Genomic DNA, 23,124 nt, shown 5'->3' with positions numbered 1-23,124 from the left:
TATGGTTTTTCTTCCCGTCTGCAGCATAGAGCCGGGAAATTTGATCCTTTCAGGACCTCAGCGATAAGATGATCAGGATGCTGATCATCAGAAAAAATAAACCGCTGATTGTCCATCTTCCGAAAATTTTCTCAATTTTCCCCAACTGCACTTCAATTACTTGAAACCTGGTGTTTCTCCCATCTACTTTGTACTTCGATAAATCCCCATGTTGCCCCCGCGCTGATCTGTCCGGAAAGCAATGCAGGAAGAGTTTTTTGAAAATTTTCTGCGGGAAGGAATCAACCCCGGGATGGCTTTCTTGAGCAGTTGGGCGCTGTCTGATCAGTCTTGTTAAGGCGAAAGCCAGCAGACAGCCTGCCGCCACAGTCCAGAGGCCGTGAATCACCGTGCCCGGAGTAAGGGAATGGCGTGCCGCTGTTTCTGAGCCGGGCCATAGCCACAGGGTGACAGCGACGCCGGCCAGATTGAACATCCACGCCCTGCGAAGTCCCTGGCCATGCCTATTGTCTTGCCTGGATGGCTGCCAGGTGAGTCTGAGGAAATGTACGAGCAGCGCCATGGTACCGACGGCGGCCAGCGGTAACAGAATAGAGCATACTTCATGCCATGGTTCGGGAAGATTGGTGGTTATACTTTTCAATGCCGACTTGGCTATTGCGCCGCTGGTGAACGGCATACCGGCAAGGGCCAGGGACGGCAGGATGAGGCCGGCGCGAAACAACCATGCCGGAATTCCTCTATTCCAGCCATTCTTTGCCACACCTGTTGCAAGAAAAAGACTGCCTTTGGCCAGGCAATGATGGAAGGCATACAGTGATGCAGCGGTTACTGCCTTCGGCCAGATCTGGGGGAGGATCATGCCGCTGCCGACGATGACTGTCATCAGTCCCATCTGGCTGATGCTGGAATAGGCCAGCACGGTTTTCGGATTGTTTCGGAAGAAACCTGCGGTAATACCATAGAATGCCGCAAGAAGTCCGGCGATCAGAAAGAATATTCCCCCTTCTGTGAGGTTTGTGCTGCCCACCGGGAGGAAGCGGAGCCAGCCCAGGAGGCCGGCTTTGATCATTGTGCCGCTTAAGACTGCACTGGCCGGGGAAGGTGCGGCAGGATGGGCCACCGGCAGCCAGAAATGAAGCGGCAAGGCGCCGGCTTTGATTCCGAATCCCAGGAAAAGGAGTGCAAGCAGAATAATCCCGGAGAGGTCTTTATCTATTTTGCTGAAAGCCATGCTTGAGGAAGTTTGTGCAAGAATGATCATGCCGGTAAAGAGGATGACCTCGCCCACCACCACCAGCCAGAGATAGATCCGGCCTGCACGGCGGGCTTTGTCGCTGCCATCATGGATAATCAGCACGTAGGCGGCAAAGCTCATCAGGGTGAAAAACAGATAAAAGCTCAGCATGTCCTGGGCAAGGATGAGCCCGAAATTACCACTCATCGCCAGGAGATAAAAGATCTGGAAACGGAAACGTTTGGTGTCGTCCGCCAGGTATTCCCGGCCGAATAATCCTGATACCAGCCAGAGAAAAGAGGTGAACAGCAAAAAGGTTTTACCTAAGTCATCGAGACCGATGCGGCCTCCCATGAAAAACCAGGGGATTTCGATGGCCACAGTAGTCGAACCAAAAAGAGCTACCAGTAAAGCGGGTAAGGCCGCCCAGGGAAATAATCTGTATGCCAGTGACCGTATTGATGGGACCAGAAAGGCACAGGCAGTCACCAGGGGAAGCCCGGGAGCCAGCGATAAAAGAAAGGCCTGAATGGCATTGGTGGAAAAATAATCGGTCATCGTCCGTACTCCCTGGCAGCGATGAACTCTGCCCAGGCCAGAGGACTCATCTGGGCATTGGCAAGGAGTCCGACGATTATCACCGCAAGGGCGGTAATCAAGGGCGGCAACAGCAGCATCCAGCCCGTTTCCAGGCGGCCGAAGTCACGAGCCTCCGGCCAGGGGCCGGTTGGTTCTTTAAACCATGCCCCAAGTATAATGGGTAGAAAATAAAAGGCGTTCATCAGGCTGCTGATCACCAGCACGGCGATGATCCACCAATTCCCGGCTTCAAGACCGCCCATCCCGAGATACCATTTGCTGACAAATCCGGCAGTGGGCGGAATGCCGATCATCCCCAGGGCGCCGACAGTGAATGCCGCCATGGTCAGCGGCATGCGGCGGCCGACCCCCTGCATTTCGCTTATATTGTGTATCCCTAGGGTTTCTGCCAGGTTGCCGGCGCAGAAGAACAGGGTGATCTTCATCAGTCCCTGGTGAACGAGATGCACCAGTCCGCCGATTGCCGTCAGGGGTTGGTAGGCCATACTGACCCCGAGGATGATGTAGGATATCTGGCTCACCGTAGAAAAGGCCAGTCGTCGCTTAAGATCGTCCTGCTGGATTGCCCGGATCGATCCGTAAATAATGGTTATGGCGGCAGCGGTAGTGAGGGGCGTTAACAGTCCGAGGCTTTGGGTGTTTTCGATGCCGTAGACGTCAAGGACAATGCGGATTATGCCGAAGGCGCCGGCTTTGACCACGGCAACGGCATGCAATAAGGCACTTACCGGCGCCGGGGCCACCATGGCCTGGGGCAGCCAGCCGTGCAGGGGGAACATGGCTGCCTTGACGCCGACACCAAGGATCATCAAGGTGAAAATAACGGTAAGTTCGGTGCTGTGGCCTTCTAGGAGGAGGGGCGAAAATCCTCCGGCAGTGAATTCCGTTGATCCTGCTAATGTCTGCAACCATGCCACGGCAAACAGAAAGACCGCCCCGCCGCTCAGGGTATAAATCAGATAATTGCGGCCGGCCCGGAGTGCGGCGGGAGTGCCGCGGTGGATGATCAGCGGATAGGTGGTCAGGGTAAGCATTTCATAAAACAGGAAAAATGTCACCAGGTTGCCTGCCAGGGCGATGCCGGTGGTGACCGTGATGCACAGGCTGAAATAGCCGAAGAAATGGCTGCGGTTGGGCGAGTCTTCCAGGTAACCCACGGCGTAGATGGTGGTGAGAAACCAGAGCACGCCGGATAATGTGGTAAAGAGAGCGGCAAGGGGATCGGCGTTGAGGATTAATTCCAGGCCTTCAAGAACCGGCAGGCGGATTTCGTAGGTTTGGCCGAGGTAGATGCCGACGTCCATGATCAGGATAAGGGTGATCAGCAGGGTTGCGCCCAGAAGGTTCAGGCTGGTCCGCAGATAGGTGCTTTCCTCGCGCAGGGTGAAGATGATGATTCCAGGGACGAATGAACAGAAAAGTATGGAGAGGAGAAGCCATCCCTGTGCGTTCATGGAATCCCTCCTGCAATAAAAGCCGACTTGAAAGTTCCTTCAAGGGAAAGGATCTGGTCGATGTAGGGGTATAGTATTCCCATCAGCATTGAAATGATCGCCATGGCCAGAGCCGGGAATTCAAGGGATGCGCTGTGCTGCCGGCGGATTAAAAGGGTCTGTTCCGAAGGGATGACAACAAAAAGCCTGCTGATGACTTTGAAGACATATGCAGCCGCCAGGAGACTGCCGGCTATGACAATCAGTCCCCACCACCATTGTGATGTGTTAAATGACGAGGTGAGCAGGAGCCATTTGGCGATGAATCCCCCGGAAGGAGGAATCCCCATGAGATTGGCCCCGGCAATACCATAGGCGAAAACAGTCATGGGCAGAAATTCTCTGACGCGGGTTAGATCATTGATCCGGTCATGGTTGAAATGCAGGGAGATCGTGCCCGCTGCCATGAACATTGCGGACTTTGCACAGGCATGGGCCATGGCCATCAGGATGACGGCGTTCCAGGCATGCGGGCCGCTGTCCAGGCGGACAAGGGGGAAAGCGATGAAAAGATAACCCAGCTGCGAAACGGTGGAATAGGCAATAAGCAGTTTCAGACGTGTTTGGCGCATGGCCTGCACCGCTCCCCAGAGAATCGCCCCTGCCCCCATAATACCCATGAGATTAAGTGCCTGTGGGGAAATTACCGGGGTAAAAACATCGAACCAGAGGCGGAACATCAGGTAGAACGATGCTTTCACCACAAGCCCTGAAAGGATTGCGCTCACCGGCGCCAGGGCGTTTGCATGAGTGGGAGGAAGCCAGAAATGCAGGGGAAAGACCGCAGTTTTAAGCAAAAGGCCGACACTGATCAGCACCAGGGCTGTCTGTGCCCCGGGTTCGGAGGTAATCAACTCCCGAAGCATACTCAGATCAAGGACTCCGTAGAACTTATAGAGCAGGGCCACTCCCAGCAGATAACCGGTTGATCCCAGGAGGCTGACCAGGAGGTAGCGGAAAGCGGCTATCTGTGATGCGGGTTTTCGTGAAAGTGCGGCGAGGGCGACTGCTGAAATGCTTAAAAGCTCAAGGGTTACATAGAGATTGAAAATGTCATTGGACAGAAAAAGGGCATTCAGCGCCGCCAGGAGCATCATCCATAATGGCCAGAAATATTGTTCCTGGGCCTTGTGGGTGTCCGAATGCTTCGCAGCGAGACGGAACAGAAAATATCCTCGTGCATAGAGTGTAATGCCCAGTCCGGTAACCGCGGTCATCGCCAGCATCAGCAGTGCCGGGGCGTCGAGGTTCAGGGAAATGCCCAGGGGAGAGGGCCAGTTGCCGAGCATATACTGGCGGGCACCGAATAGTGATAAGTGTCTGAAAAGAATGCCTGCAGCCAGGATATTTCCAGAGGCGGCTGTCAAGGCGATAATTGGAGATCTGCGTTGGCTGATGAAGCAGAGCAGGGCTGCTGATATCGGCAGGATGACCGGGCAGACTATCCAGAAAGGTGCATCAAGGTGCATCATGATTCAATTGCCCTCTGATCCTCGGATTTCTCTGACCGGAGCCGGAAAAGATTGGTTGTTTCCTGGATTCGACAGGCCAGAATAAGCGCCAGGGCGGTGATGCTCAATGAGACGATGATGCCGGTGAGGACCATTGCCTGCGGAACCGGATCGACTGCTTCCATGCCGGTTCCATATGCGGTTGCAATGAAAACAAGAAAAACCCCTGTTGACATGATGTTCACCGCCAGAATTTTCCGTAAAGGGTGTGCGCAGACTATCAAAGCGAACAGTCCGAAGGCGACTAAAAGTATTCCGGCAAGGTCATAAAGGAGGTTGGTGTTCATGACTTATTCTCTCAGTGTCTCACTTTGAACATATTCGGTCTTGGGAGTCGTCTTCAGCAGATGATATTTCCGGGCATTACTCGGAGAGAGAATCATTCGGTCTTCCTCCTGCAAAAAGGGCGGTGAGCGAAATGCCGATTGAAAGAGCGCAGGCTGTTTCGATTACCAGGATCAATGAACCGGCCGAGGATTCCGGGTAAGCCAGAAGGGTTCCATTGCTGATCATGCACCAGACGGCGATGCCGAGAAAGACTGTCGGGCCCAGGGTCAGGCCGAGGCGAAGCGGTCGGGAAGGTATGGCATGCAGCCAGGTGAAATTGGTAACCAGCAACAGGACTCCTGCACCGCCGAGAACCGCTCCGCCCTGAAAGGCGCCGCCGACTCTGGCGGCTCCCTGCCAGACCAGATAGAAAGCCACCAGCGTCATAACCGGTGCAAGTAACCGGACCAGGGATACCTGTACAGGGCTGGTATCCATGGTCTGTCTGGGCATGGGTGCCGGGTTCAGGGACCAGACGCCGATTACCGCCACCAGGAGTACCATTATCTCCAGCAAGGTGTCATACCCGCGAAAGTTAAGGAGAACTGCGGTTACCGGACTGGTTACGCCGCTGCGCGGCAGGTGGTCGGCAACAAGGTTTCCCAGCCCTTCGGTCTGCACGGGCAGGATGCCGCTGACAACGGCCAGTAAACCGGTGAGGCAGGCAAGCAGCAGGATAAGCATCAATAATACAGGATTGAATCTTCCGGAAGCCGGACCGGCGGTTTGTTGTTGATCCGGGCGTTTTTCTTCCAGGTCCATTCTGCGTTCGGATTTATGGATACGTTTCATGCGCCTGAGGGCTGCAAGAAATAACGGGCCGGTGAGACCTGCGCCGATTGCTGCTTCGGCCATTGCAACATCAGGAGCATGTAACCTCACCCAGCAAAGGGCCATGAGCAGGCTGAAAGATATAAAGAGTACAACTGCCTTGAAAATATCATCTGTTGCAAGAATGTTCCAGGCAAGCCAGAGCAGCGAGGCGATCAGGATGATATCAAATCCGGCGAGCATGATGTTCATTGGCGGGACCATGGTTTGATTCCTTTGCGGATTGCGCTGCGGGCGATGAGGTGGCAGGAGGCTGAACTGGCGATGAGTACCAGTATCCAGATAAAGAATAGTTTGAAAAGGCTTGTAAGGTTATCTGCCTGCAGGGTCAGACCGAGAAGTATAAAGCCGAGCCCGACATTATCGGCTTTGGTCAATGCATGCAGGCGGTTGTAGATATCCGGCAGGCGTATGAGTCCGATGGAGCCTGAAAGGAAAAAGGGCAGGCCCAGAATGATCAATATAATGCCCATGGTATCAAGAATTCCCACTGGAGTGCTCCTTGTCTGCAGCTGACCAAGCGCGGTGGACGAAAGTCGTGGTGGCCAGAGATGCCAGCAGGGCAAAGACCAATGCAATATCTGACAGGTATGTTTCTCCTGCCAGTCCTTTCTCCAGCAGCAGAAGAATTGCGACACCGCAGGTACCGAAAAGTTGTGCCGCCATCATCCGGTCAGCTGCACTGGGGCCTTTGAGGATTCTGACAAGTCCCAGGACAATGGCAAGCAAAAGGATAAAGGAGCAGAGTATGTAGAAATTCAAATTTCTCCCTCCGGTGTTGTTTTTAAGCTGAACAGGGCTGCTACCCGACATTCCAGGTTTTGAATATTTTCCCAGACATGAAGATCTTTATCAATAGTATGAATGGTCGCCTTGTTGTCATGGAGGTCGGCGCTTAAAGTGCCGGGGAGCAAACTGATGGTATTAATAAAAAAAATCCGTGGGGAGCCCTCCGGCAGAAAAGTCGAATAGATTACCAGGCCGGGATTGATCGGCAAGCTGGGCGAAAGGACGCGACGGCTTACGTCGATTCCACTGGAGAGCGACTGGGACAGGAAGTATGGCAGAAAATGACAGGCGCCGATGAAACTCAGGGTGTGAGCGGTTGCCGGGGCCAGCAGCAGGCTGATGTATACGGCAAGCAATACTGCGGGTATTCCGAGGACCCAGCTTGCTCCCTCAGGGGTGAGCACGTACCAGAGAAATAAAAAAAACAGGCAGCGAAAAGCCGCCCCTCTGCCCAGGCGGGGGGATCTGCGAACATGAAGGGGGAGATTGTCTTCTTGCATTCCGGTTTTACCTTGAAACGGTTGACAGGGTTAATTCTTCTGTCATAACCCTATCAGTAAAGGAAAGAAAGAATCTATATTTTTTTTGGATAACTGTTTGATGCGGAAAGGAGCGTTCCGATGGAGGATGAATGGCGATAAATAAAGGAGTGGCAGGATATCCGTATCCGAAACCCCGCCACCCGATGCTGGTTGTCTGACAATCTGATATTCCACCCGCCGGGTGGAAAAAACTTATGCTCAGGAAAAGCCGGATTTAGTGCTGCAGCCGGATAGAGCGCCTGCGGGAATGGAGTTTGAGCTTGAGGACGCAAGTCTGAAACTCGACGCGGAAATGGTTTTCTTTACCTTCCTGCTCTCGCATTTCGGGCATTCAATCTGATCGAGATCATTTGCAGAAATAATCAAGGCCTCGAACATGTTGTTGCAGTCCTGGCATTTGTATTCGTATATCGGCATAACTGACTCCTTTAAAAACGTTTGCTTTGAAAAAGATAATGAGAAAATAATTATGGGTTGATCAAAAGTCCAGAGTCATCCTGATAATAGTTTGTTCGGTGGCAACGATACCGGGATTTATATGATAATTTGTGGTGCGCAGGGGGAAAAACTGGTATGAGAATTGAAACTTCAAAAGCAACAATCATAGAATGAGGCATACATGGATTTTCAAGGACATCTGGAAAACGTACTGAAGCTGTTTAAAAAGGAACCCTTTGTTTTTATTATCGGTGGATTTCTGGTCCAGGTGATGATTACTTTCAGCCTTGGATTTCTGTCCGGCCCGGTGATGGGTGCCTATATCCTGATGATGGTCGCCTTTCTTCGCGACAATAAACGTCCGGAGTTCGGCGAGTTGTTTTCGGGGTTCAAGCGGTTCGGGGAGCTTTTCCCGTTTTTCTTTCTGTCATGGATGATCATTGCCGGATTCATCCTTATGGTTATTCCCGGCCTGATCTTTATGACCATGTGGCTCTACGTGCTGGTACTGATGGTCGACAGGAAGCTTTCCCTTGGGCTTGCCATGCGAGAGAGCCGGGCCAAGGTCAGTGACAAAGGGTTTTTCATGCATTTTTCCTTTGTTTTCGTGATCACCATTGTGCCGTCTTTTCTGGTCAAACTCCTCTCAACTGCGATCCCGGTGCTTGCAGTGTTGCAGATATTATTGCTGCCTTTGCAGTGCGGCGCCATTGCCAGCCTTTATCTGGAGCAGTTCGAAGGCATTCCGCCCCGGGATAAAGCAGTCACCGGTGACAGCGATTGTTCTTCTCCTGAATGTTCCATAAAGCCGCCCCCCGAGGATGACCGGTTTGAGGAGCAGGTCCGAAAATTTCCCGAGGATTGATCCTTAGGTGTATTTTTTACTCAAAATGCATCTCCACAGCAAAATTGCCAGAACCGCCCCAAAGGTGTCTGCCGCCAGGTCGCCAATACTTGCCATGCGCCCGGGGACAAAGGATTGATGGATCTCGTCGCTTGCGCCGTAAAGCGTGCAGAAAATCATTAGTGCAATTGTATGCCGATTCGGTGATATTCTGTTGATCCACGGATGTCCGGCAAAGATTGCGGTGCCGGCTAGAAATGCATAGGCAGAAGCGTGCAGGATTTTGTCCGATGCGAAAAAGCCGGGAAGGGATATATCATCACCGGGCAGGCCGGAAAAATAAAAGATGCCGGCCATTGTGCTGATTAATGGAATGAAGTGGAAAAATTTATTTTGGGTCATGCCCTGAATCCTTATACGAACCATAAAGTAAATGTGTCAGTTGCGCGGTGACAGATGTCTCTACCAGACTCTTTGGAAAAAATCAAATATCCTCCAGAACTTCCCATAACCGGACATCGGCAGGAGATTGTTGATGCGATCAGGGCTCATCAGGTATTGATCATTGCCGGCGACACCGGATCCGGTAAGACCACGCAGCTTCCCAAGATGTGCCTTGAAGCTGGCCGCGGCATAAAGGGCATGATCGGCTGCACCCAGCCAAGGCGGATTGCCGCAGTCACCATTGCGGCGAGGGTTTCCGAGGAATTGGGCCCACAAGGGCCACAACTTGTCGGCTACAAGATCAGGTTTCAGGATAAAACCAGAAAATATCACAAGATAAAGTTCATGACCGACGGCATCCTGCTCGCCGAAGCTCAGCAGGATCGTTATATGCAGGCTTACGATACGATCATCGTCGATGAGGCCCATGAGCGCAGTCTTAATATTGATTTCCTCCTGGGCATGTTAAAGCGCCTTCTTGCCAGGCGCAAGAATCTCAAAGTCATCATCACTTCAGCAACAATTGATACGGAAAAATTTTCGAAGAATTTCAACAATGCACCGGTTATTCAGGTGTCGGGCCGCACCTATCCTGTTGAGGTGCGCTATCAGGAAAATGGGGATGATCAGGATGATGCGGCCTATGTTGAACTGGCAGTAAAAGCAGTTGGCGAAATCCGCCGGAAAGAAGCGCCCGGAGATATACTGGTGTTCATGCCCACCGAGCGTGATATACGGGAGACCGTCGAGGCACTTGAAGGGGACTTGCAGGCAAGAGAGCCTGGCTCTGCAAGGCAGAACTGGCCGAAGAATATGCTGATCATGCCGCTTTTCGGCAGGCTGTCGCCAAAGGATCAGCGGCGCATATTCCAGCCGGTAACGGGCGCTAAAATTGTTGTTGCCACCAATGTCGCGGAAACCTCGGTGACCGTGCCCGGCATCCGCTATGTGATTGATACGGGGCTTGCCAGGATATCGGGGTATAATCCCCGGGCGCGGACCACCAAACTGCCGATCAGCCCCATATCCCGCGCCAGCGCCGATCAACGCAAAGGCCGCTGTGGTCGCATCAGCCCCGGGATCTGTTATCGGCTGTACAGTGAAGAATCATATAATAACCGGCAGGAATTCACCGTCCCGGAGATTCTGCGCTCCAATCTTTCCGAAGTAATTCTGCGGATGATCTATCTGCAGCTCGGCGATCCGGTTTCGTTTCCTTTTGTCGATCCGCCATCATCGCGGGCCCTCAAAGACGGTTATAATCTATTAAAAGAACTGGGCGCAATCGACAGTCACCGTAGGCTCACTGAGCACGGCAAGCTGATGGCGATACTTCCCCTTGATCCGAGAATTTCCAGGATGATTCTTGAGGCACGGGATCTTAATGCCCTGGCGGAAGTAACGATAATTGCCGCAGCATTGAGTATCCAGGACCCGAGAATCAGGCCCGTTGAAAGTGAAAAGGAAGCTGACCAGGTCCATGCCGCCTTTGCTGATCCTGGATCTGATTTTCTGACCCTGCTCAATATCTGGAAGCGGTACATGAACATGGTGGATAAGGACTACACAAGGACTCAGCGGCGCAAATTCTGCAAGCAGAATTTTCTTTCCTTTCAGCGGATGCGGGAGTTGCGCGATGTCCATGATCAGATTGTCTCAATCCTTGATGATGAGGGCGGCTTTATACGAAACACCCGGCCGGCAGATCCGGAAGCGGTGCACCGGGCCCTGTTAAGCGGCAATCTTCGTAATATCGCTCTCAAAAAAGAGAAAAACATCTATCAGGGGGCCCAGGGCAAAGAGGTGATGATTTTCCCGGGATCAGGCCAGTTCGGCAAAGCCGGGCAATGGATCATGGCTGCGGAATTTGTTGAGACTTCCAGGCTTTTTGCCCGGACGGTTGCGGCGATCAAACCGGAATGGATAGAGCCTCTGGCCCAGGGCCTGACAAGGTCATCCTATTCGTCACCCCACTGGGAAAAGAAGCGCGGTCAGGTTGTGGCCTTTGAAAAGGTGACACTTTTCGGCCTGGTGATCATTGCCAAGCGCACGATCAATTACGGCAAGATCAAGCCTGATGAGGCCAGGGATATTTTCATCTGGACAGCGTTGATTGAAGGGGAACTGGCCGGAGATTTTTCCTTCCACCGGCAGAACATCAGTCTGATTGCCAGGGTGCAGGGCATGGAAGACCGCGTCCGGCAGCGGGACATCCTGGTTGACGATCAGGCGTTGTATGCGTTTTACGATCAACGTCTGCCCCAGGATGTATGGGACCGGGCCGGATTGCAACGGTTTCTCAATAACAAGGGGGCGGATGATTTTCTGGTCATGAAGGAAGAGGAGATTGTCAATCGTGAACCTTCACGGCAACTGATTGAGCAATTTCCCAAAACCCTGAAGACCGGGGAATTCGAATTTACCTTATCGTACAGATTTGCCCCCGGATCTGAAGAGGACGGCGTCAGTGTCGAAATTCCTCTAAGTCTTGTGCCCTATGTTGATCCGGAATTTTTTGAATGGCTGGTCCCGGGCATGCTGCTTGAAAAAAACATTGCTCTGCTTAAAGGGCTTCCGAAGAATCTGCGCCGTCAACTGGTGCCCATTCCCCAGACTGCCGAACAACTTGTCGGCAACCTTACCCTCTATCAGGGTTCGCTTTTAAGCGCTCTGGAGGATGCTATAGCCCGGAAATTCAATGTCCTTGTTGACAGAAGGCATTGGCCCATTGGCAATCTGCCGGATCATTTTCGAATGCGTTTCATCCTCCTTGACGGGGCTGGCAGGCAGATCAAGGCAACCCGGAATTTCATCGAATTGCGGGGCGACAACCGCCAGGCTGCCGGTGATGTGACTCAGGCGGTTAAGAAGCAATGGGAGCGCGAGGACATAAAGCAGTGGGATTTTCAAGATCTTCCGGAGCGAATTCCGGTTATTGGCAAAGGCGGGGCGCTTACGGGTTATTTTTTCCCAGGCTTGCTGGCGGTTGATAACAATGTGTCGATCAGACTTTTTCCGGATCAGCAGCAATGCCGGGAAGAAACGCGCAAGGGGTTGCTCGCCCTTTATCTCACCAATTTCCAGAAGAAGGGCGCGTTCATCAAGGACATGCATTTTTCCAGGAATTACTGGGCGCTCTATGAAGGATTCGGCACCCATGATGAGTTTAATCAAGGGCTTGTCGCGTTGATTTTTAATTCAATATTCGATCTAGGGAAAGGCTTGATTCCGGATAAAGCAACTTATGAGCAGACATTGACCGCGGTCCGGGAGAAAGGTCTTTACAGCCTCGGGAACCAGATAAAGGAAGTGGTGTTCACCGCCTTGCACGAAAGACGCAAGGTATTTGATTGTATTTCCCAATATGAATCCATGAAGGCAACACCTCTTAACCAGAGCAAATTTCTGGAGTTCCGTGAGGTTGCCAAAAACATCCTGCCCTTTGATTTTTTTGAAACATTCACGGTGGAGGACGTGCTGGCCGTGGCAAGGTATTTCAAGGCCCTCTGCCTCCGTATCGAGCGCGCCCATTCCGACCCGGCAAAGGATATTGCCAAGGCAGCCCAGGTGCAACCGTATCTGGCGCGGCTTGAGCGATTTGAAAAACAGCTCAAGGCTTGCGCCGATGATTTCTTTGCCTCTTATGAAAAAAAGAAAGACCTGGTTGGCCAATATCGCAAAATGATTGAGGAGTTCAGAATTTCACTCTTTGCCCAGCAGATGAAGACCGCTTTTCCGGTTTCGGAAAAACGCCTGGAGAAATTGTCAATGGAAGTGGAAAAAGCCCTGGTCTAGGAGCCTGTCGGAAAATTCCCTGACCCTTGCCAGAATGGTAAATGACAAGCAGGAAATGAAACTATAAGTTTATAATTCAATGGCATGGTTTCAGTGTCCGCTGCGCTGAATAATCAGGACTGCCCCTTTAAAAATACAAAGTTATTTACATAATCTTTTTCATCCCAATAACGGCTCCCTGTCTGCCGCTGATGTAACTGTGAATTGAATTGTTTAATATTGACTAATGAATTTTGAAAAACAAAATAGCCGCGATATCCTAAAGGAATTAAAAACTCGAAAACATCGTTAACACTCCCCTGTGTCAGGTGACGATTTTCACACTCAAAAACCAGAAGGGGGTTACTTTCTTTTAATATTCGCATTGCCCCTTTGAAAACATCCAGTTCTGAACCCTCAACATCAATCTTTAAGGCACTCACTCTCTGGTTGCTTGGAAAATATTCATCAAGGGTAACAACATCAACTGTTTCTTTGCAGCAGTTTTCTCGATCTGAGACGGCATTGCTCAATGATGCCCCCGGTGAAACCGACCCGCCCGGGATAAATAAGCAAGCTTTACCTGATATGGCTGAAACCGCTTTTTCCTCAACGACAACATTATTGAGTTTTAATGCGTTAGTCGCTTGTTTCAGATAATCTGCTAAAGTTTTCTGGGGCTCAAATGCAATGACTTTTCCATTGGAAGCCCACTTTGAAAGCCAAAACGTATAGCTGCCCTTATTTGCACCAATATCACAGACAATATCATTTGGCTGTATATGTTTTCTGAGGACGTTCAGTTCAGTTCTGTTGTCGCGGAAACGATTTCTGAATGCCCGCCATAAAAATCTTGATTTCATAATATTTCACTGCATCCTGAAAAGTTATTGTCCGGTTGTTGGATAATCCTGTTACCGGCATTTTTTTTGATAATCAGTTGTGATCTGTTGGGTCACTTTCAAATCGGAGAGAATTATAATTTTCGTGGTATCTATAACACCGGATGAATTTTTGTAAGAGTTAAAATTATCCCCCAAAAAAAATACTGGCAGAATACACTTCACGCAAGCTTTCATTGATTATGGACATAAAAAAGCCCTAGTGAAAACCAGGGCCGTCGGTTCATAGCAGCTATACGAAAACGCAAAAAAGGCAGAGCCGTCACTGACCCTGCCTTCCTGAAATCTCCATATGGAGAAGGGGTTATTTTTTCTTTCTTCTTAAACCAGCAAGGCCGACTAATCCAGTGCCGAAGAGGAGCATGGTGGCAGGTTCTGGGACTGGCGCAGTATCTATACCAAAAACCAATTGCGCAGGGCTACTAGCATCCGAATCCCCCCAGTGTAAGGTAATACTATCGGAAGTGAAACTGTAATCGCTGAGAACATTTCCAGGAAAACCCTAGTTAGACATAATGTCTAGTCCAGTTATGGCTGTATCAAACCCAGCTATAACCGCCTGGACCCATCGACTGTTATTGTAAGAGAGTCCGCATCAAAATCAAAACCAACAGTGTCGCCCTAATAAATTTCGGCAAAAAGAAACTCTACTTCATCAGAAATAGTTGCTTCACTTGGAGTAATTAAACTCCCACTTGCAGTAATTTAATCACCAATTAAGGTAGCATTTGCCATCCCTGCCAACTATAAACAATCCTGTTGCCAATCCTGCTAAAAGTTTCTTTTTCATTGAAAGTAAAGATTACTTCCGTTTTGTTCAATTCGTCTATTTTTAAGATGTCTGCCAGCACATCATGAAGCTTCATGTACTGTATGTTGCTGAGTATGCCATTTTGAATATGTCTTTTGGCTTTCCTAAATTTTAAGTCTTGTCAGTTTTCGACCTTCATTAGAGGTATCATCAATTTCCACCTGTTCGAAAATTGAAGACAAGTTGTTGTAATTATTAATTAGAAAATTCAAAATATTCAGGTGACAATTGGGAATCCTGTCCTATTACACTGTTTTCCCAAATACACCGAATCTTCAATTACAGAAAACTGTATTGTTATTGAAAAGGTGGTGGTTCTGGGGAAACTAACACGGTTGCACGTTCATCAATATCAATGGCTATACCTAAGTTTCCTTGGCCATCGTCATACATAATAAATATTGAATCGCCATCTATATCCCATGAGGTAATGGTAGTGCCGCCAGTTCCCCAGATACCGTCAAAAGTCGTACCGCCAGTTCCCCAGATAGCGGCCATGTCTTCTTGAGTTATATATTCTGTAATCTCCCTCGTGGTTCCACCTGTCCCCCAGATAGCCACGGTATGAGGGTTATTTAATTTAAAAGATGCTCCATTCGGATTGGTATCAAACTGAATTCTTTTCCCAGTATTGGTTTCAATTGAGAGAATCGTGGTCCCACCCGTTCCCCAGATTCCACGTATACTACCATTGTCAAAAACAACATTCATTTTATTGCCTTTAAAGATGCCGTCTCCGCAGTTCAAGCAGGCACCAAGGTTAAGATTTTCTCTAAGTGGAAGTCGTTCCCCAAAACATTCACCAGTAGCGGGGTTGATACTACAAATAACATCTCCTGCGGCACAAACACTTACCATTCCAAACATAACCACTCCCGTTGCCAATCCTGCTAAAAATTTCTTCTTCATTTTTTCTCCTTTTTCATTTTATGATTACTACTGTAAATCTTCATTTTTCAAAATTTTAAGATGTTGAATGAACATCTTGCATCTACTTGTAAAATTAATTTTTCTGGTCATTTCCGATAAACAGACCCTCCTTTTCGTTACGCCCAGCGATCATTTCGTTGCCGCCGAACAGTGATGCTATTTGCATCAAATGCAATATTCGTTGCAGTAATAAGCATATCTGTTGCACTATTAATTGAAACAGAGACGCAGATGCTTTCTACTCACATAAAACTTTAAAAGCGCACATAAATCCTACTGTAATGTGGCAAGAATTATGCCAAAACAAGCAATTTAATTACTTTAGAAGATTACCTAACATTCCAACAAGTTGCAGTATCTTATAATTTAATAATATACTAAACGGGGCTGTTGTTCTTTCCGGAAAATAGAAATATTCCAGAAAATTGAACAAATAATTATGGCGGAGTGTAGCTTTATAGCAATGAAAAATGCTAACGAATATACATTCAAAATCTAGTTATGAAGAATTCATTATGCTTCCAACTAATGCCAACTATCAACCGAATATATTTCTAGCAACATTCCTTTGGTTCTAAAAACCTTGTACTACAAAGGTCAGCCCCGGGCTGCGTATTTCCAAAACACCCTGACTCGCATGTTGATCTTAAAGAGATTGGAATATCAACGGATTTAATTTTTACCTGGACAACCAAGTTAGACATGGGAGAGGGGTGAAGTCCAAATAAAAAAATCTGGAAGAGATGCGGGGAACATTCCTTCCAGATTCCTGGTGATCTATAGTGACGATATCATCTCTGACAATTGGGTATTTTAGTACCTTATTAGTGATTATCGTGTTTTTTACCCGTCAAGCGAGTACTGAACTGAGTGGCAAGACTTTTAATAACCAATTTAATTCTAATAACTTACACCTACTGTTAAGGTACTTATCCAGGGCCTTGATTTATTTCCAGTTTATCTGGGTTAGGCGGTTGACTTTAAACAGCCTTTTTCTCTCCATGGCAACCGTCGTTCCATTTACAGGGATGGAGCAATTACATGGTTTGTTTTTTTGCTGTGACATAATTCTTCGACGAGTTCTTTTTTTGGGGGTATTGGTAACTGTGCCGTCTAAAAGACGTTGATGCCGGTTGCTTTACGAAGGGCTTATTTATGTAAATTCTTTTTCAGATATATGCGCAAAGGGCATTTACAATAAACTTCGTTGGCAAATGGGGCTGAAAACGGACAATCTGCTTTATTCCTGGCAAAACACTGGAGATAGGTTTCCATGCCGATATCCCTTGCCAGACAGAGTTTATCGAGATCCGGCGTGACGCATCGGAAATCTTTTGGGCAGTGTATCTGACCAATTATCTCTGTAATCTTTTTATTGTGCGCCTTCAGCATTGAATCGTTTTCAGGTGAGAGTTTATAAAGGTTACAGTATCCAATCTCTTAAATACCATGAAACTACAATAGAAAATAAGTCAATAAAATATATCACAATGTAGTACACACGTACTGAATATTCAGCATGTGCTGCCGCTTATTAATTGGGAGAATTTTCAACTTGCAGTACTATGCTCATAGCTCAAAACAGTGGTATCCCATCACCTCTATTCTTTTTGGAAGACCATGAAGAAAATTAGACACCTTATTGAAATAGCCTTGATTTATTTCTTTGCCTTTTTTCTGGTAATGCTTCCCTGTAGGATAGCTTTATTTGTTGGAAAAAACATGGGCCTCCTGCTTTACTTCCTCATTGCTCGCCTTCGGAGAAAGGTGATTGAAAACATCCGGAAGGCGATCAGCGCAGGAGGGATTTCACAAGGAACAAATCCACGCCGGATAGCCAGAAAATGTTTTATGCTTCAGGGGCAATCCCTGGTGGAGCTGCTGAAGATCTATGTCGGCCTTGGTGAGGATATTATTGCCAATGTAGCAATAGAAGGAGTGGAGCATTACCAGAAGGCGGTGGCGACAGGAAAAAGTGTTTTTTTTATCTCCGGACATTGCGGTAATTGGGAACTGATGAATCTGGTTCTTGGCCGGAAGCTCGGCCCTGTTTCTTTTGTCGCCAAGCGACAGAGCAATCCATATTTGACAGACCTCCTTGAAAAGCTTCGCGTAAAAAGCGGCAATACGATCATTTATAAAGGCGGCGCCCTGGTAAAGATCAGGGAGGAACTGGATGGTCGTGGTCGTTTAGTCATCCTGATGGATCAGGATGTTTTTACGGATGAGGGGTATAAAACAATGTTTGTCGGGCGTGACGCCTGCACCACCAAGATGCCGGCCATTCTGGCCAGGGAAACAAAAACCGCATCCTTGCCGGTCTTTATCCACCAGCAAGGCGGTCAACACAGAATAATCATCGGTCCAGAGATGGCTCTGTCCAGACTACCCGACGATGAAGAGGCCGCACGGCAGGATACCCAGAGTTTTACAACGGCTATCAGTGATTATATCAAAGTTTACCCCGAGCAGTGGTTTTGGCTCCAGGAGAGATGGAAGCCGTTGCGGGGCAGGGTAAAGGCAGGAACGGTCGGAGGTTTTCCTACTGCGGAAATGTTAAGAGAATTACGGGCAAGAGCGAAGGAAAGAGAGTAGGGCGCACCTGAAAGACTTATAAAAAGTCTGTCGACCGTTTGCCTAAAGAGAGTTCCGCATCGGATTTGCGGACGTAGATGGGCTCGGCCCTTGCCGGATCGACTTTGTTTTGCTGGAATGATTGCAGTGCCAGCATCCCAATACTCGAACCTCTCGGGAAAAAGAGTTCCCCTGCTGGAAACAGGGCATTTCCCTCAAGTTTTTCAAGAAAAAGTTCTTTATACTGTTTGGCGCCATCACCAACAAGCAGGACTGGTTCATTGATTTTTTCTGCTAATGCTTCAGGCGATAGCACCATGTCATCGCTTATTTTTTCGATCTTGCCGGTTTTATCTGATCGATAGAGTGCCGCGTAGACTTCTTTTTTCCTGGCATCAAGGACCGGGCAGATCAGCTGTGGAGTAAAAGAGAACTGAGCTGCCATGGCATCCAGGGTCGGAATTCCCAGAAGAGGTTTGCCCGTGGCCATGGCAAAACCCTTGGCAGTGCTCAGGCCGATACGCAAGCCGGTAAAGCTTCCGGGACCGAGGCTCACAGCAATTCCATCAATTGCTTCCATGTCGAGACCGGTAGTTGTCATCATCTGGTCGATAACCACAAGAATTTTCTTTGAATGGGTTGTGCTCGTATTCAGAGAATATTCAGCAAGTGTTGTATGCTCCGTAACCAGAGCAACACTGCCGCATAGGCCGGAGGTCTCAATGGCAAGAATTATCGGGGAGTTTTGTGATGGTTGTTTCATAAATTGATCTTTAATTTTTTAGTACTTGAACTTCCAGAAATTAAAAAAATTCAGCCAGCAAAAAAGCCTATATAAAGACGAGTAAAGCTGGCGATAAATCCGAGGAAGAGGGGGATTTCGCTATAGTATACACTATGCGGAATCCCGGATGACGAAGGAGAATCGTCAGATCTGCTCATCTGTATATAGGCTAATCAGCCCTTGAACAAGCGCAATATATCGTTATAAAAAACAAAAACCATAAGGGTGCCGAGGAGGACGAGTCCCACCTGCTGGCACATTTCCTGGGCGCGCTGGCTTAATGGTTTGCGTCTGACGGCTTCCATGGAAAAGAACAGAAGGTGGCCGCCGTCTAGAATCGGAATGGGCAGAAGATTGAGTATCCCGAGATTGACGCTTAAAAGTCCCATAAAATAGAAGAGATTGAGCCAGCCTGCTTCCAGTTGCTGACCCGCCACCTGGGCAATAAAGATCGGCCCGCCGATGTCGGATGCCGGCACGACGTTCTGGATGATTTTGACAATGGTCATGAAGGTCAGATAAATAAATCCCCAGGTTTGTGTCAGCCCCGCTGAAAATGCTTTGAAAATGGAAACTTTTTCGTACTCCACCTCGTCGGTTCTGGAAATCCCCAGAAGCAGGCGTTCCCCCACTGTTTCGCCGAAAAGATTTTTGACTTCCTGAATAGTTGGCTTGCCCTCAAGCTCAAGGGTTTCCTTGCCGCGCTGGATTATGAGTTTAATCGGCGCGCCGTCGCTTTGTTGAATGAGAACGGAGATATCTTCCCAATGCACAGTTTCATTGCCGTTGATTGACTGGATGATATCGCCTGGCTGGAGACCTGCTTCCTGGGCGGGTGAGTTTTCAGAAACCGCGCCGACCACTGTGTTGTCAACGGGAGTCGGGATTCCGGTAAACAGAAAGATCATGAAGAAGAGAAATACCGCAAAAAAGAGGTTGAATGCCGGGCCGCCTGCGACGATGAGAAACTTTTTCCAGACCGGTTTCAGGGAGAAAGAGCGATCACTGTCGATTTCTTCTTCCGGCATTTGTTCATTGGGGTTTTCGCCAAGCATTTTGACGTAGCCGCCAAGGGGAAAGGCACTGATGACATATTCCGTTTCACCGTATTTTGTGCCAAGAAGTTTGGGGCCGAAACCCAGAGAGAATTTCAGCACCTTTACCCCGAAGAGTTTGGCAAAAAGGAAATGACCGAATTCATGGACAAAAATTAATAATCCAAGGACAAGAATAAATGAGATAAGGGAATTCATGTTGATTAAGTGTTTCCGGTAAATGAATGGTTTATTGAGGAGGATTCATGAGTTGAAGCTGTGGAGCTTTTTTTCTGATCCATCATTAATTGGAGCGATTCAATAATGGATTCCGCCTGAAGCCTTGCTGCCAGGTCGGCATCCATTATTTCTGAAAGATTTGTGGCGGTCTTGCTCGGTGTCCTGCTTACGGTTTCGGAAACCACCAGGGCGATTTCCGGGAAGCGAATCCGTTTATCAAGAAAACTTGCAACCGCAACTTCATTTGCGGCGTTTAAAGCCACAGGCAGGATTCCACCCCGCTTGCATACCTGATACGCAAGTTTAAGGGCCGGGAATTTATTGAAATCCGGAAGCTGGAAGGTCAGATTGCCGCATTGAGCCAGATTCAGTCGCGGAAGCCCGGTTGTCAGGCGATTGGGGTATGACAGGGCATAGGAAATAGGGATGCGCATGTCCGGTATGCCAAGTTGCGCAACAACTGAGCCGTCGATAAATTCCACCAGGGAATGGACAATGCTTTGCGGGTGGATCAATACCTCGATTTTTTCAACGGCAACATTAAACAACCAGCGGGCCTCGATGACCTCAAGGCCTTTATTCATCATGGTTGCTGAATCTATGGATATTTTATTGCCCATATTCCAGTTGGGATGGGCAAGGGCCTGCTCTGGAGTGACGTCCCAGAGTTGTTTTTGCGAAAAATTCCAGAAAGGTCCTCCGGACGCGGTGAGGATGATTTTCTCAACCTCATTTTTTTGACCGGCCTCCAGGGCCTGGGCCACAGCGCTGTGCTCACTGTCGATGGGAAGCAGCTGGACGTTGTTTTTCTTGATTTCCTTCATGACCAGATCACCGGCCATAACAAGCACTTCTTTGTTGGCCAGGGCGATATTCTTGCCTGACTGGATAGCGGCATAAGTAGGTGATAACCCGGCGGCGCCGACAATTGCCGAGACAACCGTATCGACATCGCCGATGGTTGCCACCTTGATGTTTCCAGTGTCCCCTGTAAAAATTTTATCAGTCCAGCCGGCAGGAAGACTCATGGCAAGATCTCCGGCAAGCTTGCCGTCGGCAACCGAGATAACTCGCGGTGCGAAAGCCTCGATCTGTTGACGGAGAAGAGAAATGTTGGTGCCGGCAGCCAATCCCAGAATTCTGAACCGGCCGGGGTATTGGCGGACGACTTCAAGGACGTTTTTTCCAATGGATCCGGTTGAACCGAGAAGGGAGAGGCTTTTCATGGCAGTCAGGAAGTATGAAGATTCAGGGATCGCTTCATTGCGGCAAAGTCAGCAGGTTAAAGTAAATCATATAATAAAAAACCGGCGCGGTGAGCAGGAGTGAATCAACCCGATCGAGAATGCCGCCGTGGCCGGGAAGGATCGTCCCGGAATCTTTGAATTTCATGGCGCGTTTGATGGTTGATTCAGTCAGATCGCCGATGACGCCGATACCGGAAAGGAGCACCGCGGTCAGTACGATATTTACCAGGGATATCCATGGGAAGAACAGTTTTGAAACCAGCACTGCCGCAGCAATTCCGCCAACAAGACCGCCGATAAAGCCTTCAATGGTTTTATTGGGACTGGTTGCAGGACAGAGTTTGGTTTTTCCTAAGAAGGAGCCGGTATAATAGGCGGAGGAGTCCGAGGCGATGGTTATGGCGGTGAGCATTACCAGCCAATGGGCGCCGAGGGGTTGCCCCATCAGTAAAATGATATAGGAGGAGAAAAAACCGATATACAGGATGCCGAAACCGAACTTGCTCACGACACTGAAAGGATCATTCAGGGCGGGGTAACGGGTGATTATAAGAATAAACAGAAACAGCATTGCAGCGATAAGTGCCACGGTAACAAGGTCCTGGCGGTTTGAAAGTGAGGCGGCCAGCGGGAAAAGACCGAGCACAATCCCTATGCCGATATGTTTTTTACCGTCAACGGCGGTCACCATGGTAAAATATTCATACAGGGCCACACCGCTCACCAAGGTGATAACAGACCAGAACAGGGCAAAAGATCCGGCAAAGAGAATGAACAGCCAGATTGCACCGATGATTAACGCGGTAATAATTCGTTTCATAGAGGAACTATAATTACCTTTTACAGCATTATTCGCACGACTTTTATCTGAAAACGACAGGTAAAGAATAAATAGTGCTGAGTGCTGAGTTATGTGAAAACACAGAAGCCCACCATTAAATGTTTACTTACTATTCACTCATTACTCAGTACTCAGTACTGTTCTGTCACCTGTTCGCCGGTTTTTCCAAAACGTCTCTGGCGTTGCTGGAAATCGATTATCGCCCCAATGAGTTTTTCCTTATCAAAATCCGGCCATTTTGTTTCGGTAATATACAGTTCGGCGTATGATGCCTGCCAGAGCAGAAAATTGCTTAAGCGCGATTCGCCACCGGTCCTGATCAGCAGGTCAGGATCGGGGAGTCCTGCGGTATACAGCCGGTTTTCGAAAATAGTCTCGGTTATATCCTCCGGGGTGAGCTTGCCATCCATGCATTGCCGGGCCACGGTTTGAACCGCGGCGATGATTTCGCTGCGGGATCCGTAACTCAGCGCCAGGTTGAGAATAAGGCCGGTATTGTTTGCGGTTTGTGCAATAACCCTTTCGAGGACGTTAATAACCTCAGCCGGCATTCGTTCTTTCTCGCCGATGCACCGGAGTTGCACGTTGTTTTCAACCATTGTGGTCAGTTCACTCTGAAGGTAGGATTTCAGCAGTCCCATCAAGGTCTGAACTTCAAAGGGCGGACGTTTCCAGTTTTCCGTGGAAAAGGCATAGAGGGTGAGGACTCTGACATCCAGTTCCCGGGCCGCAGTGACGATATTTTTTACGGTTTTTACGCCTTCCTTGTGACCCAGTGTCCTGGGCAGACCGCGCTCCTTGGCCCACCGGCCGTTGCCGTCCATTATAATCGCGATGTGCTGCGGGATGTTGTTTGTGTCGAGAGTAACTGATTCCGTCATAAGTAGAGAAGGCCGGGGATACCGGCCTTTGGATTTAAATTAGTGTGAGG

Annotated in this window: 20 protein-coding genes and 1 pseudogene; 3 read left to right on the top strand and 18 right to left on the bottom strand. The window is 49.0% G+C overall.

Going from position 1 to position 23,124, the window contains the following annotated elements; genetic code table 11:
• Positions 1–49: 49 nt before the first annotated feature.
• From KKE17_13190 to KKE17_13150, 9 genes are all read right to left on the bottom strand, one after another.
• Positions 50–1,795 (bottom strand): complex I subunit 5 family protein, encoded by a 1,746-nt coding sequence (locus KKE17_13190; GenBank protein MBU1710950.1) that lies wholly within the window; start codon positions 1,793–1,795, stop codon positions 50–52.
• Positions 1,792–3,291 (bottom strand): monovalent cation/H+ antiporter subunit D family protein, encoded by a 1,500-nt coding sequence (locus KKE17_13185; GenBank protein MBU1710949.1) that lies wholly within the window; start codon positions 3,289–3,291, stop codon positions 1,792–1,794. Before KKE17_13185 ends, KKE17_13190 begins: the two co-directional genes overlap by 4 nt.
• The gene (locus tag KKE17_13180; GenBank protein ID MBU1710948.1) at positions 3,288–4,802 is read right to left on the bottom strand and encodes an oxidoreductase; all 1,515 of its coding nucleotides are present in this window, start codon (positions 4,800–4,802) and stop codon (positions 3,288–3,290) included. The genes KKE17_13185 and KKE17_13180 overlap by 4 nt, the downstream gene beginning before the upstream one ends.
• Positions 4,799–5,128, bottom strand: coding sequence for a cation:proton antiporter subunit C (locus KKE17_13175; protein ID MBU1710947.1), 330 nt, complete (start codon positions 5,126–5,128; stop codon positions 4,799–4,801). The genes KKE17_13180 and KKE17_13175 overlap by 4 nt, the downstream gene beginning before the upstream one ends.
• Before the next feature lie 76 nt (positions 5,129–5,204).
• Positions 5,205–6,203: a DUF4040 domain-containing protein gene (locus tag KKE17_13170; protein MBU1710946.1), complete on the bottom strand. Its 999-nt coding sequence runs from the start codon at positions 6,201–6,203 to the stop codon at positions 5,205–5,207.
• The gene (gene mnhG / locus KKE17_13165; protein MBU1710945.1) at positions 6,188–6,472 is read right to left on the bottom strand and encodes a monovalent cation/H(+) antiporter subunit G; all 285 of its coding nucleotides are present in this window, start codon (positions 6,470–6,472) and stop codon (positions 6,188–6,190) included. Before mnhG ends, KKE17_13170 begins: the two co-directional genes overlap by 16 nt.
• 4 nt (positions 6,473–6,476) lie before the next feature.
• Positions 6,477–6,812 (bottom strand): multiple resistance and pH regulation protein F, encoded by a 336-nt coding sequence (locus KKE17_13160; GenBank protein MBU1710944.1) that lies wholly within the window; start codon positions 6,810–6,812, stop codon positions 6,477–6,479.
• A complete protein-coding gene (locus tag KKE17_13155) occupies positions 6,758–7,288 on the bottom strand; it encodes a Na+/H+ antiporter subunit E (protein ID MBU1710943.1) in 531 nt (176 codons plus the stop codon). The genes KKE17_13160 and KKE17_13155 overlap by 55 nt, the downstream gene beginning before the upstream one ends.
• Before the next feature lie 240 nt (positions 7,289–7,528).
• Complete coding sequence (locus KKE17_13150) at positions 7,529–7,747, bottom strand: zinc ribbon domain-containing protein (protein ID MBU1710942.1); 219 nt, start codon at positions 7,745–7,747, stop codon at positions 7,529–7,531.
• 202 nt (positions 7,748–7,949) lie between these two features.
• On the opposite strand from KKE17_13150, the gene KKE17_13145 reads away from it, so the two are divergent.
• Positions 7,950–8,633, top strand: coding sequence for a hypothetical protein (locus KKE17_13145; GenBank protein MBU1710941.1), 684 nt, complete (start codon positions 7,950–7,952; stop codon positions 8,631–8,633).
• 3 nt (positions 8,634–8,636) lie between these two features.
• On the opposite strand, the gene KKE17_13140 is transcribed toward KKE17_13145, so the two are convergent.
• Positions 8,637–8,969 (bottom strand): VanZ family protein, encoded by a 333-nt coding sequence (locus KKE17_13140; protein MBU1710940.1) that lies wholly within the window; start codon positions 8,967–8,969, stop codon positions 8,637–8,639.
• A gap of 99 nt (positions 8,970–9,068) precedes the next feature.
• Between KKE17_13140 and hrpA the strand changes: the two genes are divergently transcribed.
• Positions 9,069–12,851, top strand: coding sequence for an ATP-dependent RNA helicase HrpA (hrpA, locus tag KKE17_13135; protein ID MBU1710939.1), 3,783 nt, complete (start codon positions 9,069–9,071; stop codon positions 12,849–12,851).
• Positions 12,852–12,964: 113 nt separating this feature from the next.
• Here the strand turns inward: hrpA and KKE17_13130 are convergent, their stop codons facing one another.
• The 3 genes and pseudogenes from KKE17_13130 to KKE17_13120 form a co-directional block, all read right to left on the bottom strand.
• On the bottom strand, positions 12,965–13,693 hold the full coding sequence (locus KKE17_13130; GenBank protein ID MBU1710938.1) for an FkbM family methyltransferase: 729 nt from the start codon (positions 13,691–13,693) through the stop codon (positions 12,965–12,967).
• A 343-nt stretch (positions 13,694–14,036) separates the two neighbouring features.
• Positions 14,037–14,117, bottom strand: a pseudogene (locus KKE17_13125) (VPLPA-CTERM sorting domain-containing protein).
• A gap of 723 nt (positions 14,118–14,840) precedes the next feature.
• Positions 14,841–15,452 carry a hypothetical protein gene (locus tag KKE17_13120; protein ID MBU1710937.1) on the bottom strand — a complete coding sequence of 204 codons (612 nt, stop codon included), beginning with the start codon at positions 15,450–15,452 and terminating at the stop codon, positions 14,841–14,843.
• A gap of 1,641 nt (positions 15,453–17,093) precedes the next feature.
• Here KKE17_13120 and KKE17_13115 point away from each other — a divergent pair.
• Positions 17,094–18,068, top strand: a complete 975-nt coding sequence (locus tag KKE17_13115; GenBank protein MBU1710936.1) for a lysophospholipid acyltransferase family protein — start codon at positions 17,094–17,096, stop codon at positions 18,066–18,068.
• A gap of 16 nt (positions 18,069–18,084) precedes the next feature.
• Here the strand turns inward: KKE17_13115 and tsaB are convergent, their stop codons facing one another.
• From tsaB to KKE17_13090, 5 genes are all read right to left on the bottom strand, one after another.
• A complete protein-coding gene (gene tsaB / locus KKE17_13110; GenBank protein ID MBU1710935.1) occupies positions 18,085–18,810 on the bottom strand; it encodes a tRNA (adenosine(37)-N6)-threonylcarbamoyltransferase complex dimerization subunit type 1 TsaB in 726 nt (241 codons plus the stop codon).
• A gap of 194 nt (positions 18,811–19,004) precedes the next feature.
• Positions 19,005–20,084 (bottom strand): RIP metalloprotease RseP, encoded by a 1,080-nt coding sequence (gene rseP / locus KKE17_13105; GenBank protein MBU1710934.1) that lies wholly within the window; start codon positions 20,082–20,084, stop codon positions 19,005–19,007.
• A 5-nt stretch (positions 20,085–20,089) separates the two neighbouring features.
• Positions 20,090–21,331, bottom strand: a complete 1,242-nt coding sequence (locus KKE17_13100) for a 1-deoxy-D-xylulose-5-phosphate reductoisomerase (protein MBU1710933.1) — start codon at positions 21,329–21,331, stop codon at positions 20,090–20,092.
• Between the two features lie 34 nt (positions 21,332–21,365).
• Positions 21,366–22,172: a phosphatidate cytidylyltransferase gene (locus tag KKE17_13095; GenBank protein ID MBU1710932.1), complete on the bottom strand. Its 807-nt coding sequence runs from the start codon at positions 22,170–22,172 to the stop codon at positions 21,366–21,368.
• Between the two features lie 152 nt (positions 22,173–22,324).
• A complete protein-coding gene (locus tag KKE17_13090) occupies positions 22,325–23,074 on the bottom strand; it encodes an isoprenyl transferase (protein ID MBU1710931.1) in 750 nt (249 codons plus the stop codon).
• Positions 23,075–23,124: the final 50 nt, after the last annotated feature.

This window comes from Pseudomonadota bacterium, assembly GCA_018823135.1.
In the GTDB taxonomy this organism is placed as follows: Bacteria; Desulfobacterota; Desulfobulbia; order Desulfobulbales; family CALZHT01; genus JAHJJF01.
Note: the sequence above shows the minus strand (reverse complement) of the source record. Positions and strands in the feature narration are given on the sequence as shown.

Coding starts and splice junctions, on each gene's coding strand:
- KKE17_13190 (MBU1710950.1), bottom strand. CDS start 1,795: ATGACCGATTATTTTTCCACCAATGCCATTCAGGCCTTTCTTTTATCG.
- KKE17_13185 (MBU1710949.1), bottom strand. CDS start 3,291: ATGAACGCACAGGGATGGCTTCTCCTCTCCATACTTTTCTGTTCATTC.
- KKE17_13180 (MBU1710948.1), bottom strand. CDS start 4,802: ATGATGCACCTTGATGCACCTTTCTGGATAGTCTGCCCGGTCATCCTG.
- KKE17_13175 (MBU1710947.1), bottom strand. CDS start 5,128: ATGAACACCAACCTCCTTTATGACCTTGCCGGAATACTTTTAGTCGCC.
- KKE17_13170 (MBU1710946.1), bottom strand. CDS start 6,203: ATGGTCCCGCCAATGAACATCATGCTCGCCGGATTTGATATCATCCTG.
- mnhG (MBU1710945.1), bottom strand. CDS start 6,472: ATGGGCATTATATTGATCATTCTGGGCCTGCCCTTTTTCCTTTCAGGC.
- KKE17_13160 (MBU1710944.1), bottom strand. CDS start 6,812: ATGTCGGGTAGCAGCCCTGTTCAGCTTAAAAACAACACCGGAGGGAGA.
- KKE17_13155 (MBU1710943.1), bottom strand. CDS start 7,288: ATGCAAGAAGACAATCTCCCCCTTCATGTTCGCAGATCCCCCCGCCTG.
- KKE17_13150 (MBU1710942.1), bottom strand. CDS start 7,747: ATGCCGATATACGAATACAAATGCCAGGACTGCAACAACATGTTCGAG.
- KKE17_13145 (MBU1710941.1), top strand. CDS start 7,950: ATGGATTTTCAAGGACATCTGGAAAACGTACTGAAGCTGTTTAAAAAG.
- KKE17_13140 (MBU1710940.1), bottom strand. CDS start 8,969: ATGGCCGGCATCTTTTATTTTTCCGGCCTGCCCGGTGATGATATATCC.
- hrpA (MBU1710939.1), top strand. CDS start 9,069: ATGTCTCTACCAGACTCTTTGGAAAAAATCAAATATCCTCCAGAACTT.
- KKE17_13130 (MBU1710938.1), bottom strand. CDS start 13,693: ATGAAATCAAGATTTTTATGGCGGGCATTCAGAAATCGTTTCCGCGAC.
- KKE17_13120 (MBU1710937.1), bottom strand. CDS start 15,452: ATGAAGAAGAAATTTTTAGCAGGATTGGCAACGGGAGTGGTTATGTTT.
- KKE17_13115 (MBU1710936.1), top strand. CDS start 17,094: ATGAAGAAAATTAGACACCTTATTGAAATAGCCTTGATTTATTTCTTT.
- tsaB (MBU1710935.1), bottom strand. CDS start 18,810: ATGAAACAACCATCACAAAACTCCCCGATAATTCTTGCCATTGAGACC.
- rseP (MBU1710934.1), bottom strand. CDS start 20,084: ATGAATTCCCTTATCTCATTTATTCTTGTCCTTGGATTATTAATTTTT.
- KKE17_13100 (MBU1710933.1), bottom strand. CDS start 21,331: ATGAAAAGCCTCTCCCTTCTCGGTTCAACCGGATCCATTGGAAAAAAC.
- KKE17_13095 (MBU1710932.1), bottom strand. CDS start 22,172: ATGAAACGAATTATTACCGCGTTAATCATCGGTGCAATCTGGCTGTTC.
- KKE17_13090 (MBU1710931.1), bottom strand. CDS start 23,074: ATGACGGAATCAGTTACTCTCGACACAAACAACATCCCGCAGCACATC.